This is a genomic window from Metabacillus mesotrionivorans (assembly GCF_052171315.1).
Taxonomy (GTDB): Bacteria; Bacillota; Bacilli; order Bacillales; family Bacillaceae; genus Bacillus_P.
In genome coordinates, this window is the sequence record NZ_JBQMFF010000001.1 from 441,737 (window position 1) to 455,720 (window position 13,984).

The 13,984-nt window shown below is 44.2% G+C and carries 12 protein-coding genes; 10 read left to right on the forward strand and 2 right to left on the reverse strand.

From position 1 onward, the window contains the following. Positions 1–69 precede the first annotated feature (69 nt). The gene (locus ACTSEZ_RS02225; RefSeq protein WP_369732548.1) at positions 70–1,137 is read right to left on the reverse strand and encodes a DUF3900 domain-containing protein; all 1,068 of its coding nucleotides are present in this window, start codon (positions 1,135–1,137) and stop codon (positions 70–72) included. Positions 1,138–1,478: 341 nt separating this feature from the next. On the opposite strand from ACTSEZ_RS02225, the gene ACTSEZ_RS02230 reads away from it, so the two are divergent. After that, positions 1,479–2,696: an acyl-CoA dehydrogenase family protein gene (locus tag ACTSEZ_RS02230; protein WP_369732549.1), complete on the forward strand. Its 1,218-nt coding sequence runs from the start codon at positions 1,479–1,481 to the stop codon at positions 2,694–2,696. Positions 2,697–3,132: 436 nt separating this feature from the next. After that, entirely contained in the window at positions 3,133–3,906 is a 774-nt protein-coding gene (locus tag ACTSEZ_RS02235; protein WP_369732551.1) for an SDR family oxidoreductase, read from the forward strand. 153 nt (positions 3,907–4,059) lie between these two features. Here ACTSEZ_RS02235 and ACTSEZ_RS02240 read toward each other — a convergent pair whose 3' ends face one another. Next, positions 4,060–4,944, reverse strand: coding sequence for a MerR family transcriptional regulator (locus ACTSEZ_RS02240; RefSeq protein ID WP_369732552.1), 885 nt, complete (start codon positions 4,942–4,944; stop codon positions 4,060–4,062). A 134-nt stretch (positions 4,945–5,078) separates the two neighbouring features. Between ACTSEZ_RS02240 and ACTSEZ_RS02245 the strand changes: the two genes are divergently transcribed. From ACTSEZ_RS02245 to ACTSEZ_RS02280, 8 genes are all read left to right on the forward strand, one after another. Then, positions 5,079–6,161, forward strand: coding sequence for a serine hydrolase domain-containing protein (locus ACTSEZ_RS02245; RefSeq protein WP_369732553.1), 1,083 nt, complete (start codon positions 5,079–5,081; stop codon positions 6,159–6,161). 165 nt (positions 6,162–6,326) lie between these two features. Next, positions 6,327–6,647 carry a DUF3870 domain-containing protein gene (locus tag ACTSEZ_RS02250; protein ID WP_029282048.1) on the forward strand — a complete coding sequence of 107 codons (321 nt, stop codon included), beginning with the start codon at positions 6,327–6,329 and terminating at the stop codon, positions 6,645–6,647. After that, positions 6,637–8,334: a sigma-54 interaction domain-containing protein gene (locus ACTSEZ_RS02255; RefSeq protein WP_369732554.1), complete on the forward strand. Its 1,698-nt coding sequence runs from the start codon at positions 6,637–6,639 to the stop codon at positions 8,332–8,334. The genes ACTSEZ_RS02250 and ACTSEZ_RS02255 overlap by 11 nt, the downstream gene beginning before the upstream one ends. Positions 8,335–8,443: 109 nt before the next feature. Continuing rightward, positions 8,444–8,986 carry a DUF420 domain-containing protein gene (locus ACTSEZ_RS02260; RefSeq protein WP_029282044.1) on the forward strand — a complete coding sequence of 181 codons (543 nt, stop codon included), beginning with the start codon at positions 8,444–8,446 and terminating at the stop codon, positions 8,984–8,986. Positions 8,987–9,123: 137 nt separating this feature from the next. After that, positions 9,124–9,651, forward strand: a complete 528-nt coding sequence (locus ACTSEZ_RS02265; protein WP_369732555.1) for a sigma-70 family RNA polymerase sigma factor — start codon at positions 9,124–9,126, stop codon at positions 9,649–9,651. Further along, positions 9,632–10,966, forward strand: a complete 1,335-nt coding sequence (locus tag ACTSEZ_RS02270) for a DUF4179 domain-containing protein (RefSeq protein WP_369732556.1) — start codon at positions 9,632–9,634, stop codon at positions 10,964–10,966. Before ACTSEZ_RS02265 ends, ACTSEZ_RS02270 begins: the two co-directional genes overlap by 20 nt. A 582-nt stretch (positions 10,967–11,548) precedes the next feature. Continuing rightward, positions 11,549–12,697: an acyl-CoA dehydrogenase family protein gene (locus ACTSEZ_RS02275; RefSeq protein WP_369732557.1), complete on the forward strand. Its 1,149-nt coding sequence runs from the start codon at positions 11,549–11,551 to the stop codon at positions 12,695–12,697. Positions 12,698–12,716: 19 nt separating this feature from the next. Then, positions 12,717–13,982, forward strand: coding sequence for an MFS transporter (locus tag ACTSEZ_RS02280; protein ID WP_369732558.1), 1,266 nt, complete (start codon positions 12,717–12,719; stop codon positions 13,980–13,982). Positions 13,983–13,984 lie beyond the last annotated feature (2 nt).

Sequence of the window (13,984 nt, forward strand, 5' to 3'; positions counted from 1 at the left end):
GTATAAAGGATTGAAAGGGAAATAGACAGATGAGGGGAGAGAAAATTTAATCGTGCAATCTAGTGGGAGTTATGACTCCCCTTTCTTTGATATCCTCTCAATTATTGCTTCCAGCTCGTCAGGACGGTGAAATTCAATCGGAGATACTCCTTTTTCAAATTGAATGCTGTCCGCCTCTACGAGAAGAACGTATCGGCCGCCCAATTTGCCCAAGTGAATGTTTTCCCCGTAGTCTGCAAGGAGTCCTTTTACAGAAGTTTCCCCGAGCTTCATCTTCAGCTCGGCTTCGGGTGTATGCTCTATAATTTGGGCAGCGGCTTCAATGACCTGATGGGTATCCAGACGCTCCTGGATCTCCCGCTTCTCGCTTGCTTCCCAGATTTCCATGTCCTGTTCGAACTGCTGGCGTTCCTGGCTGTTCTCTTCATACGTCTCAAGAACATGCTCCTGGACCATGCTCATGACTTGAGTTTTCATAATCTCTGGCATAGATTCACCGTATTCGACAAACTTCAGAAAGTCTTCAAAGTAGCGGGCATGTGATGCCTGATGAATTTTAAGCTCGCCGGGCTCTGTCATTCCTCCTTCAGGCATGTGGGGGTATTGGATGGATTTCATATTTTTCGTCGTGATCGCCATCTGCACATTGCGGATCAGGGTTGATTCATCCGAAATGGAAGCCACTTTAGGTTCAAAATCACATTTTAAAATAAATACAAATGTATCCTCGAAATACTTCTCAGGCGTTGCCGACAAAACAAGGAATGCACCGCCCCGGACGGCACTTGCATCGAGATAGGCAGAGACGAACCGTTCGCCTGCTTCTTTAAAAGCTTCCTTTGTTTCTGCTGTAAGTGCTCTGTGAAAGAGGTTGTAATTTGGATTAGAATCCAGTTCATATCCCGGTTCCACAACAAAGTGGCCAAGTTTTGTGGGAACCTGCTCGCTCTTAGGATGCTTCTCAACTTTCCGTTTCACAATTTTTTTCAGCTCGCCGTCCAGAAAATCCTTCAGCGCGTTCTGCTCGTACTCCTCCGCCGTTAATGTTTGAAAATGTTTGTACTGCTTATTGGCATTCTCGTCTTTTCCGTCCACCTGGATCAGATAGAAAGAGAGATAGTTAATCTTAAATTCCACTGGATTCACCTGCTTCTTTTTCAGTTCTTCAAGTGTAAAAGATTGGCCTTGGGGAGTCAATCCGAATGGAGGAGCGGCAGTCTGATAAACTATAAATGTATAGAATTTTCAAAAAAAGGTTGCCTGTTTTCGGATTACTGGATATACTTCTAGTAACTAAACGCATTTCACGCCTATGGAATTAGCCTTCCTGTGATCCGTGATGACGGTTAGCACCATTGAACATATGTTTAAACCTGATTGCTGTTTTGTCTATGGAAGAGATTTCTTAACGTTGACAAAAGCCGGCTGCCTTTTTGCGCAGCCGGCTTTTTTATATCTACTAAAAGGGGATGAAGCAAATGTTGAATTTTAACTTGTCTGAAGAACAGAACGCTGTAAGAAAAATGGTCCGCGATTTCGTTGATAAAGAGATAAACCCGTACATTGCCGAGTGGGATGCAGAAGGCCATTTTGAACCGTCTATTTTGAAAAAGCTTGCAGATCTCGGCCTGATGGGAATCTGCGTGCCGGAGCAATACGGCGGCAGTGCCATGGATTATAATACTCTAGCGATTGTGTGCGAGGAGCTTGAACGCGGGGATACAGCCTACCGTACTGCCGTTTCCGTTCACACCGGCTTAAACAGCCTGACGCTGCTGCAGTGGGGAAATGAAAAACAGAAGCAGAAATACCTTACTCCGCAGGCAAAAGGGGAAAAAGTCGGAGCGTTCGGCTTAACAGAGCCTAATGCAGGGTCGGACGTTGCAGCTTTGCAGACTTCAGCGGTTTTGGAAGGCGATCATTACATACTGAATGGTCAGAAGACGTGGATTTCTCTTTGCGACTATGCTGACCACTTTCTTGTATTCGCTTACACGGATAAAAGCAAAAAGCACCACGGCATTTCGGCGTTTATCGTGGAGCGCACGATGCCTGGTTTTTCGTCCAAACCCATTAAAGGCAAGCTTGGCATTCGCGCAGGGAACACAGGTGAAATCTTTTTTGACAACATCCGGGTGCCGAAAGAAAACCTTCTTGGACAGGAAGGGGACGGCTTTAAAATTGCCATGTCCGCTCTTGATAATGGACGGTTTACCGTTGCGGCAGGTGCCTGCGGACTCATTCAGGCATGTATTGAACAGAGCGTCAACTACTGCCATGAGCGGAAAACATTCGGCAAAGAGATCGGCAAACACCAGCTTGTTCAGCAGATGATCGCCAAAATGGAAGCAGGCTATCACATGTCCCGCCTGCTTGTCTTCAGAGCAGGGTGTCTTAAAAACGAAGGAAAACGAAACACAAGGGAAACGTCCCTCGCCAAGTGGCAATCCTGTGATTTCGCAAACGAAGCGGCAAATGATGCAGTACAGATCCATGGTGCGTACGGTTATTCCAATGAATATCCGGTTGAACGATTCCTGAGAAACTCTAAAGCACCTGTTATTTACGAGGGAACAAGAGAAATTCATACCGTGATGCAGGCGGAGTATGTGTTAGGTTACAGAGAAGATAAAACGCTGAGCCATATGCTGCCGAGCTGGCCGTTTGAGGAGGAGAGGGAGAAGGTTAAGAACTGAAGAAACTTGAGGTGAATGAAACAGGCTGAGATTTTATCCGTTTCAGAGGTGCAAAACAGAAAACCGCAATGTCATTTGAGGCTTTGACATACCTATTTTAATATAAGAACCGGACTAGGGGATAGCAGCCAGTTCGGTTTTTTATATTCAAAGGATCAAAATGGATTTTATTTGAGGCAGCATTCGCGATAGTGGCGCCACTTTTAACAGGGATGGATGCTCGTTTATGTGGCCATTCATTGGTGTGGAAGCATTTATCCGGATCTTCAATTGAACCCCGTTATCATAGGTTATGTCCCAGCCTCATTTTTATTTAGATCATTCAAGCAGGTTGTTTAAAAATGATGTTGAATTGGGGAAATATGGTATAGGAGAAGAGGATAATCGAATAAAGATTCCCGCTTGCGAATACTAAACTAAGAAGGTCATTAGTAAAATGGGAGGGGTATATCTGAGGATATTAGTCACCGGTTCGACAGGGCAGCTAGGTAAAACGATAACAAATCATCTTAAAGATTCAGATTATGAAGTGAAATTAACTTCCAGGAGAAAGCCTGAAGATATTTGTTATGAGTGGGTTTACAGCGATTTATTGACAGGCGATGGACTAGAAGAAGCCGTAAGAGATGTAGATGTCATTATCCACGCAGCAACAAGCCCAGTGAAAAATTCGGAGTTAATTGAAGTTTCAGGCTTAGAAAGGTTGCTAAGTAAAGCACAAAACATAAAGCATTTTATCTATCCATCGATCGTTGGCATTGATCAAATCCCTTATAAATATTATAAACTTAAATATAAAGCAGAGGTATTGCTGGAAAATAGCTCTGTACCCCATACAATTGTCCGTGCCACTCAATTCCACAGCTTTGTTGAGAAATTATTTTTATCAAAGCCATTGTTAAAAAGATATGTGATACCCGGCAGTATTAAATTTCAAAGCGTTGATGTGAAAGAATTTGCAGAGCATCTACTTGATTTAAGTAGAGAGGAACCTCAAGGAAGAACAGATGACTTTGGCGGACCTGATATCGTCACGTTAAGCGAAATGGCAGAGATGAAAATTAAGATTAATGATGAAAAGAATAAAATTTTGAACATTTCATTACCGGGCAAGATATACAAATCTTTCCTTAGAGGTATAAATACCAACTCATCTCAGAAAGCAGGAAAAACCACATTTGAAGAATATCTAAGGAAGCAATTGAATTGAGTCGATACGAAAAGTGACTATTTAGCTGCTGACTTTGAAAGATGATATCGCTTTTTCTTAGAATGCGAAGGGGCTTAATCGAAGAACGAAAGGAACTCCAAATCAAGTGGAGTTCCTTTTTTACTGCACGATGAATGTTCGGCTATGTGTGAATTAATCCTTTTTCTCTATCAAGATTTGAACCTCTGTTAAAATGTTCTCTGCAATTTGATCGGGCTGCAGGCTGATCATGTCAGTGTGCAGCAAATCAATCAGCGGACCTGCAGCTCTGTAGTTGTTTTCAATCAGCCATTTCTGAATACGCGAATAAATGTCAATGAACGTATCTTTTCCTGCCATTCCTTTTGTAATCATCGATAAGTACATTCCTTCAGGTATTTCACTTATAAAGGGAGAATCCTGGAGCTGCCCTGCCGGCATACAGACCTCAAGATCTTTCATCATACTCTGAAATTCCTTCTGTTTGAACAGTTGATTCACATTTATATGATGATGAATTAACATAAGATTTCCTGATGGAATCATCTTTTCTTTTTTCGCCAGTTCAATCAGTTCATTAAAATAATGTACATACACACTTAAATTAGCACGCTCAGTCTGCTTCCTTAAAGAAAGAATCTTCCTTGCAGGCTGCCATGCAGTCGAAATAATGGAATCAGAGGCAGAATCAGACTGGATGATTGTTAATTCCTTTTCCATATTTTCAATTCGTTGATTGATGGATGCAGCTTTTTTCTTTAATTCGTATATTTCATCCTCGATTTCATCACGCTTCTTTTTCATGACAGTCAGCTGATTTGGCAGGGTGTCTTCTTCAAGCATTTTGCTTATGTCTCCAATGGAAAAATTCAGTTCTCTCAAATTTTGTATGATTCTGATCTTGGCAAGATCCTTAAAGGTATAGTAGCGGTAGTTTGTGATCTTGTTCAGGCCAGCTGGTTTTAGCAGATTGATCTGATCATAATAGCGTAATGTGGAAGCAGCTGTGCCGCATAGTTTGGCAGCCTCGCCGATTGTGTAGTAGTCTTTTTCATCCATTTTGACACCTCTTGTCTTCTTTTGCGCTGAGAAAAGTATAACAAATCATCCTATTTTTAAAAAAAGAGGTTGACCTTAAAGCTGCTTTAAGGCTGATAATCATGCTTATCAATCAACAAGGAGAAGATTTTACAGTGAAGAGAATAGCCATAATACTAGCAGCAGTTCTATTTTTTAGCGCAGCAGGAGCTGCCGGTTATTTATCCATTCCATTTACAAGTTCAGAAAACAATCAATTTCATAAGGAGCTGAATCAGGCTGATTATGACAGTCAGAATACAATGAACAGGTTAACTGAAATCATGGACAAGAATGAGGCGGACTCGTTGTTTATGATGGAAGGCCAGAACGTGCTTGCCGAGTTCGGAGAGAGTGATCAAATTTCAAATGTGGCTTCCGTCAGAAAAAGCCTCATCAGTGCTCTTTTTGGAATTGCCGAGTCAAAAGGATTAATCAATGTGGATCGAACACTGGAGGAGCTGGGGATTGATGACACGAAAAATCCGCTTTCTGAAAAGGAGAAACAGGCAACAGTTGAAGATTTGCTGAAAGCACGTTCCGGTATTTACATTACATCCTTGGGCGAATCAAAAGATATGAAAGAAAAAAGACCTGAGAGAGGCACCTACAGCCATAACGAGCACTACTACTATAACAACTGGGATTTTAATACGCTCGGCGTCATTTTTGAACAGGAGACAGGTACATCCCTAGGTGAAGCTTTCTACGAATGGATTGCCAAACCAACAGAGATGAAGAAATTTCAGCCGTCAAATGTGGTGTATCAGGAGTCAGAAGAAACTTCCATGCTAATGTACAGGTTCTATATGTGTGCAGAAGACCTGGCAAGATTCGGCTCGCTTTATGCCAATGAAGGGAAGTGGAAAGATAAGCAAATCATTCCTGAAAATTGGATTGATGCCAGTTTTGAAGCGTACTCTGAAATAACCGATGTCGACAGATTTACGGGGTACGGCTATTTATGGTGGCTGGAAAAGCAAGAGGATCAAACGCTGCAATGGGCGGTTGGCGCGGGTGGACAATACGTTGTAGTAGATAGAGAAAGCAAGATCTCTCTTGCGATGATGAACAACACCGGGACGTCTCCATTGGGAGTGTTCTGGTACCGAACATTTGATGGTGGGGAAGAACCATATTCAGATGTCAGGGACGTTTTTGAGCTCGCTAAAAACAGTATAATGAAAAGAAAAAAGTAAACTGCTGCCCCTTATGCTTATGCTGAGGGGTATTTTTTTATGAGATGCTGTTTTTTCAGAAGGTAACGACTGTACGTTTTTGATACAAAAGGAAGGAGATTCGCGGATTGTAAAGAAGTAAGGTTAGAGAAGCGAAATCATTTACTGAAAGAGAGGGACCTCACCATGCATTCACAGACGATGTTTATTGCGGGACATGCGCGCCTGCCTGCAGGAATGGCGGCGAAGAACGTATACGATATGCTGACCATTACGGTTGAAATTGATAAAAGATATGCGGTGATTCTTGAAGCCTCCTGCACGCTTGCAACAGAGCACGGAAGAGATTTTGTCGGACGCCTTCTCCGGGGCTACAGCCTTCAGAACGGGGTGGATGAAGTCACTGAGCATGTCAGGGAACATTACTGCGGAAAAGCCATCCATGCCATCATCGCTGCGCTGTCTGATCTGCATTTTCAATATCAGCAGCTGAAGATTGAACGGTGAGGACATGAAAACAGAAACGCTGATGAATATCCCTTTTCCGTGCATGATGACTACGGACGAGCAGGTGATTGTACAGGCCAATGCCTCCTTAAAGAAGCTGATTGGCGGCATGGAAACTGAGAGCCGTCCTATTAATCAAGTGTTCGATGTGTGGGATGAGCTTGGAGGGGGGAAGCTGATTCAAGCTGCGTGCAGGAAAACCAGCTGTATTTTTATCAAAACGTCCATACAGGATTCAGCTGACTGCCTTTATATTGGCACGATCTCGACTGAGCTTGTTTCATTGATCGATGAACTGAAGGAATCAAAGCGGATTAACCGGGAACTGGATGCGATTATTGATAATTCCTATGACGGCATTTACATAACAGATAAAGATGGGGTCACTCTCAGGACGAACCGTGCCATTGAGCGGATTACAGGCATACCAAAGGAATATTACGCAGGGAAAAATGTAAACGCTCTTATTGAGCGCGGGATTCTTGAAAATTCAGTGACCCATAAAGTGATGGAAAAAAGAAGAAGCGTGTCAGTGGTGCAGCTCAACCGGACAGGAAAAGAAACGCTGCTGACAGGAAACCCTGTCTTTAACGACAATGGGGAGATTGAAAGCATCGTCACAAATATCAGAGACCTGTCCGAACTCAACGATTTGCAGAATGCTCTCAGAAAAGCAACGAAACTCAATGACAGCTATAAAAAGGAAATTGAACGGCTTAAGAGTAAAAACAGCAGCATCAGTGACGTTATCATTGAGAGCGAAGAGCTTGCGGCCATTTATGAAACAGCCGACAGAATTGTGAACGTGGAAGCGACCGTCCTCATTCTGGGTGAGACAGGTGTCGGGAAGGATGTGCTTGCCCGCTACATTTACAGCAGGAGCGGGCGGTCAGATAAAGGGCGGTTTATTAAAGTGAACTGCGGGGCCATCCCCGCGGATCTTCTGGAATCCGAACTGTTTGGCTATGAGGGCGGAGCCTTTACTGGCGCAAATAAACAAGGGAAACCGGGTATGTTTGAACTTGCAGACGGAGGCGTCCTGTTTTTGGATGAGGTGGGCGAGCTTCCGCTTAATCTTCAGGTTAAGCTGCTCCGCGTGATTCAGGAGAAAGAAATTCAGCGGGTCGGTGCAACGGTTTCTAAAAAAGCAGATGTCCGGATTCTTGCTGCGACAAATAAGGACTTGAAAGAAATGGTTCAAAACGGAGAGTTCCGCGAAGATTTGTTTTACCGTCTTAATGTTGTTCCAATTTTCATTCCTCCTCTCCGGAACCGGAAAAACGACATACTGCCGATCGTTTCATTCTTTTTGAAAAAAGCCAATTTGAAGTACGGCAAGAGCAAACGGATGGATGCAGCGCTGAAAGATTTCTTTTACACATACAGCTGGCCGGGAAATGTCCGAGAGCTTGCCAATTTAGTTGAGAGGCTTGTGCTGATCAGTGAAGAGGATCTGCTGACACATGAGAATTTGCCGGCCGAGTACAAAGGGGAAGGGCCGATTAAGCTATCTGAAATTGTCACATTAAAAGAAGCTGCTGAACTCGCGGAAGAAAAAATCCTGACTCTTGCTGTCCAAAAATACAGGACAACCTATGAAATTGCAGAAGCTCTGGACAGCAGTCAGCCGACGATTGTCAGGAAACTGAAAAAGTACGGACTTGCAGTCAGGCAGCCTGTCCACTAATTTGCCTGCGGAACGGCCCACCCGCAGCACATCCTTCATACAATTGTCGAATATTCTGCGCTCTCTCCGTGGTACAATAAAGCATATTGAAACATGAGGAGAGAATTTTATGGAACAAACACATCGCTCAGGCAAAAATTACACGGCGATTATCGTAACCCTTTCCCTTGTCGTTAATGCCATCATCCTCGGCTTATTCTTTTTGCCGATTGGATACGGCGGCGAGGTTACATTCGATATTCATATTTTTCCGCGGATCAATGCCGTACTGAACAGCTTCACATTTGTCTTTTTAGTCATTGCGCTCGTATCGATTATTAAGAAAAACGTTAAGCTTCATAAAGGCTTCATTTTGGCAGCCTTTACGACAACTCTGCTTTTCTGCGTGTCGTATTTGACCTATCATTATCTTTCAGTTGAAACGACCCGGTTCGGCGGAGAAGGAATCATTCGCAGCGTGTACTTCTTTATTTTAATTACACACAGCTTCCTTGCAGCCATCATCGTGCCGCTTGCGCTTTTCTCACTTGTGTGGGGATGGACTGGCCAGCTTGACAAGCACCGCAAAATTGTCCGCTGGAGCATGCCGATCTGGCTTTATGTAAGCTTTACAGGTGTAGTTGTGTATTTGATGATTTCCCCATACTATTAAGGAGCTCGGCTTAAGCCGGGCTTTTTTTTATGTTTTCAAAAGACGGAACTATTTTTAAAAGTATAATGACTTTAATAGAACTTTTTTGAAACTTTTCCAGCATGTGTTTCCTCTAACAGCTGAAAGGAGAGGAAGAAGTGGACATACATACAGTAAAAAAAGCGATGAAAGGCAATGAAAAAGCCTTTGAAAAACTGATTAAACAGGAAAGTACAAAGCTATATAAAACTGCGTTTATATATGTGAGAAACAAAGAAGACGCACTGGATGTTCTTCAGGACACAGTCTGCAAAGCGTTTATCTCGATCGGAACGTTAAAGCAGCCCGAATATTTCCGTACGTGGCTGATGAAGATTTTAATCAGAACAGCCTTTGAGCTTCTGAGAAAAAAGAAGAAAACCGTAGCTGTGGAAAGTGCGTTTCTTGAGAACGTTTCTTTTGTGGAAAAGGAAAATGACCTGGATCTTGTCTGTGCGATAAGCGGACTTAGTGAAAACTACCAGACCGTTATTCTCTTGTTTTATTATCACGATTTACCGATTCGCACGATTTCAGACATGATGGAAAAACCGGAGAACACAGTGAAAACCTATTTGCGCAGAGCTAAAGGTGAGCTGAAAGCAGCCCTTGAAGGAGGAAATGGCCATGAACAAAAACTGGTTTGACAGTCAGATTGATCAAATTGCCGTACCCGAAGACGACATTATGGCCGCCGTGTCCCGCGGAATACATGCGGGCAAACAACAGAAAAAGAAAAAAAGGTTCGCTTCTGCCGGAGTTATGTCAGGATCTGCAGCTGCCATCATCCTTGGAACAGGGTTTTTCTTTGCTCCAGTGAACCAGGTGCTAGCAAGTGTGCCGCTGATTGGATCACTTTATGAGCCGTTTTCTTCCTTTACGATAGGAAAAGAACTTGCTTCAGCAGGACTCGTGAATGAGCTGAACGAAAAGGCTGAAAGCGGCGGGATAAGTATTACATTAACAAGTGCTTATTATGAAGGAAATGTTGTCGGCATTACGTTTAAAGCCGAAGGAGAAAACCTTCCTGAAAAATGGAGGGAAGGTCCGAATGATCCGGTTTCCGGCTACAGTCTGTCTTTATTTGACGGCAAAGAATCCAGTCAGTTTGCGGGCAGTCATTCACTAGTTGAAACCGAAGACGGATACATGGGAACGGCTGAGTATTATCTGGGTGAAAAGAAGCTTCCCGCGGACTTTACTCTTCCGATGACATTCACTTCAATTGCCGGGGAAAAAGGAGACTGGCGGTTTGATATACCTTTAAAGCGGATTGAACCTGAGGTACTTGCGGTAAACAGAGTGTCGAAATCAGGAAGCGAATCGGTGACCATACAGTCTGTCGCAAAAGGGAAAGCGACGACGGTGATTGAATACAAAACGGTTCTTTCAAACGAATATGACCATCTCTCTTTTAAGATAGAGGATGCAGGGGGCAAGGAACTGTTTCCGGTCAGCAGCGAGGTGATGCTTTCAGAGAAAAAAGATGGAATGACAGTCACAGACTGGCGCGTGTTATATACGGATGATGCTTTGAAAAATACAGAAGTATTAACGGTACTTCCTGTGATTGAACGGGATGAGCCTCCGGCCAGCGCAAAACTGTCACATTCGCTTGTCGTCGAAAGCAGCCGGTTCGGCTATCAGCTGCGTGTGGAACAGATGAAAAGAGACGGAGATCGGCTCATTGTAGACTATCATTTAGCAAATCCAACTGGTGAGAAATTCAAAAAGGACGTATTTTACAACTTTGCAGAAGGAGTTTCCATTGGGAACACAGAGACGCTTATTAACGGCAAGATAAGCAAAGCTGCCGATCAAAAAGAGCTCCGCTTTCAGTCGGTTTATGAAATCCCTTCTGAAACCGATCTGAATGATTTAACATTGTCTGTGCCATTTGGTGTGCTTAGCATGAACAGGTCTTCTGAAAAAATGGAGCCGATAAAGGTTGAACTGCAATAGACCGGTTTGTATCTGATATAAAATGATGCCCCCAACCTATAGTTGGGGGCATTTTTAGTGGGGGCTGTCGATGGTTTATAGATTTGGAAAAGTGACATCAAATCTGGTCTGCCTGTGTTTGATGGTCCTGATCGCCCGGAAAAGAATCCCCAAGCCGGCAGGAGTCCGTACTTGTTGGTCATGAACATCCTCAGGCCAGCCCCGTGCTGAGTTGTTTTGCTAAATTATTTATAGAACACTTTCGGCGGGGCTCTGCACTGAGTTTGTGCTGCTAAATCATGCTTAGAGCACTTTTGGGGGGCATCGGACTGAGTTTGTGCTGCTAATCCATGTTTACCTCAAGCTTGCACCAATCAGCCCTTGATGCTCCCGAAGGTTTGGCATAGTACCCTCAAACAGTCCTCTCCATCATTCATTACTGAATCATATGATTCAAATTTGAATCGCAAATACCCTGCAATATCGACAAATTCAATTCAATTATGAATCACCATTTTTTCTGAAACCTGATTCATCAGCATTTCCCGCATTGGCACACTTCTTGCATCAATATAAGCAACAACACAAAAGGGGGATTTAAGGATGCAGGCAACCGTTACACCGGAAATTGAACAAATGAGGAAAATGGTTAGGAGTTTTGTTGATCAGGAGGTTGAACCGTACGCTCAGCAGATTGAGGATGAGGACAGAATTCCGGATCATCTTGTGGAGCAGGCGAAGGATCTGGGACTGTTTGGGATCAGCATTCCTGAAGAGTACGGCGGCATTGGACTGAATGCGGTCGGAAAGGCGGTCGTGCTTGAACAGCTTGGCCATACCCACAACGGGTTTGTCAGTCTGATCAGTGCTCACACAGGAATTGGCAGCACAGGACTGGTAAAGCTCGCATCTGAACACTTAAAACAAAAATATTTGCCGGAAATGGCAGCGGGGAAAAAGATTGCTGCGTTTGCTTTATCTGAGCCGGGTGCAGGGTCTGATGCGACAAATCTTTCAACTCGTGCAGAAAAAAGAGGCAATCAGTGGATCCTGAACGGAACAAAGCATTTTATTACGAATGCACCTGTTGCGGATGTGTTCACGGTTTTTGCTCTGACGGACAAGGAAAAGGGAGCTAAAGGCGGCATCACCGCGTTTTTAATTGAAAAGGATTTCCCGGGTTTTTCTCTTGGAAAAAAAGATAAAAAAATGGGCCTTCGCGGGTCTCATACGGCGCAGCTGATTTTTGAAGACTGTATCGTTCCTGAGGAGAATGTAATCGGCGAAGTCGGGATGGGATACATGTCGGCACTGAAAATTCTGAGTGAGGGAAGGGTTGGACTTGCAGCAAGGGCTGTCGGATCATGCGACAAACTGATAGCGCTTTCAGCATCTTACGCGAAAGAAAGGGTTCAATTCGGAAAACCGATTGCCGACAATCAGGCGATTCAGTGGATGCTTGCAGATATGGCGACTGAAACAGAGGCGGCACGGACTTTGACGTACATGGCTGCAGCGATGATTGATGAAGGGAAAAAAGTAATCAAAGAAGCATCGATGGCAAAACTTTTTGCATCAGACGTTTTTAACCGCGTTGCGGACAAAGCGGTACAGATCCATGGCGGCATGGGCTATGTTTCCGACTATCCGGTTGAGCGCTTTTACCGTGATGCGCGAATTACAAAGATTTATGAAGGAACGAACGAAATTCAGCGTCTTATTATTGCAAGACGCGTGCTTGAAGAAAATTAGGCGACTGGGGGGAATCAACATGCGCTGGACTGTGCTTGTACTGCTGTTTTTCGGAATGTTCATTAACTTTGCTGATAAATCCATAACAGGACTTGCGGCTGTGCCGATTATGAAGGAATTTAATCTTTCCTATGCCGACTGGGGTCTTGTGGGAAGCAGCTATTACTGGCTGTATCCGGTGACGGGTATTTTCGGGGCTGCCTGGGCAGACAGGGTCGGAGCGAAGAAGGTTCTCGGTTTCCTGATGCTTACGTGGGCTGTGCTACAGATAGGAGTACTGGCCATTGCCGGTCTTCCGCTTCTTTTGCTTTACCGGTTTTTGCTTGGAGCATTTGAAGGTCCGTTCAGTCCGATTGCCTATAATCACGCCAATACGTGGTTTCCGCCGAAGCTTCGCGGCCTGGCAAATTCCGTTGTTGTTTCAGGGGCAACACTTGGGGCGATGGTCGCCGCTCCGATTTTAGTCGCCCTGATTCACATGTTCGGCTGGAGAATTGCGTTTGCCGTCCTTGGTCTTGCAAGCATTGTCTGGTTTGTGGCGATTCAGTTTACTAGAGATGTTCCTCGTGCAGATGAGCTTGAAGAAGAGGAAAAGCCGAAAGTGAAAAAGCTTGAAAAGCTTGATTTGAAAGCCTTTATGCTGATGCTGTCAAAACCTTCCGCTCTTTTTACGACGCTTGCTTATTTTTCAACCTATCTTCTTGTCGTCTGGTTTGCCGTCTGGCTGCCTGTTTACCTTGTGAAGGTTGTCAATATGAGCAGCATGGAAATGGGGTATGCCGTATCTGGCATCGGTCTCGTTTCAGTTGGCGTCTATATCGGAGTATCTGTTTTATCAGACAGAATGTTTAAGAAAAACAAAGATTGGAAGACATCGCGCGTATATGTTGTCGGTTACGCCATGATTATCGGGGCAGTGCTTCTCGCATCTACTGCTCTTATCACAAACGCGGTTTGGGTCATCATCGCTATGTGCCTTGCAAAAGGTCTTACATACGCCATCCTGACGATAGGACCGACGATTATGATACAGCTGCTGCCTGACAGAGGAAACTTGATGACGAGTATTCTGACGTCTTCAGGCAATCTTGCCGGAATTGTCGGTCCGCTTCTTACAGGGTATATCGTTGCTGCGGGCGGAGAAAACAGTGCAGCAGGGTTCGACTGGTCCATCTTGTTTATGGCCGGACTGATCGTTTTGTTCGGAGTTTTATTTACTGCATTTGTCAGACCGAAGCAGAAAATCGATTTTGCGCCCGAACAGCAGGCTGCAATTGGCAAGTAGGG

Bases quoted from the DNA above. Each gene is read 5' to 3' on its own strand.
- ACTSEZ_RS02230 (WP_369732549.1), top strand. From the start codon at position 1,479: ATGTTGAATTTTAACTTGTCTGAAGAACAGAACGCTGTAAGAAAAATG.
- ACTSEZ_RS02235 (WP_369732551.1), top strand. From the start codon at position 3,133: ATGGGAGGGGTATATCTGAGGATATTAGTCACCGGTTCGACAGGGCAG.
- ACTSEZ_RS02240 (WP_369732552.1), bottom strand. From the start codon at position 4,944: ATGGATGAAAAAGACTACTACACAATCGGCGAGGCTGCCAAACTATGC.
- ACTSEZ_RS02250 (WP_029282048.1), top strand. From the start codon at position 6,327: ATGCATTCACAGACGATGTTTATTGCGGGACATGCGCGCCTGCCTGCA.
- ACTSEZ_RS02260 (WP_029282044.1), top strand. From the start codon at position 8,444: ATGGAACAAACACATCGCTCAGGCAAAAATTACACGGCGATTATCGTA.
- ACTSEZ_RS02270 (WP_369732556.1), top strand. From the start codon at position 9,632: ATGAACAAAAACTGGTTTGACAGTCAGATTGATCAAATTGCCGTACCC.
- ACTSEZ_RS02275 (WP_369732557.1), top strand. From the start codon at position 11,549: ATGCAGGCAACCGTTACACCGGAAATTGAACAAATGAGGAAAATGGTT.
- ACTSEZ_RS02280 (WP_369732558.1), top strand. From the start codon at position 12,717: ATGCGCTGGACTGTGCTTGTACTGCTGTTTTTCGGAATGTTCATTAAC.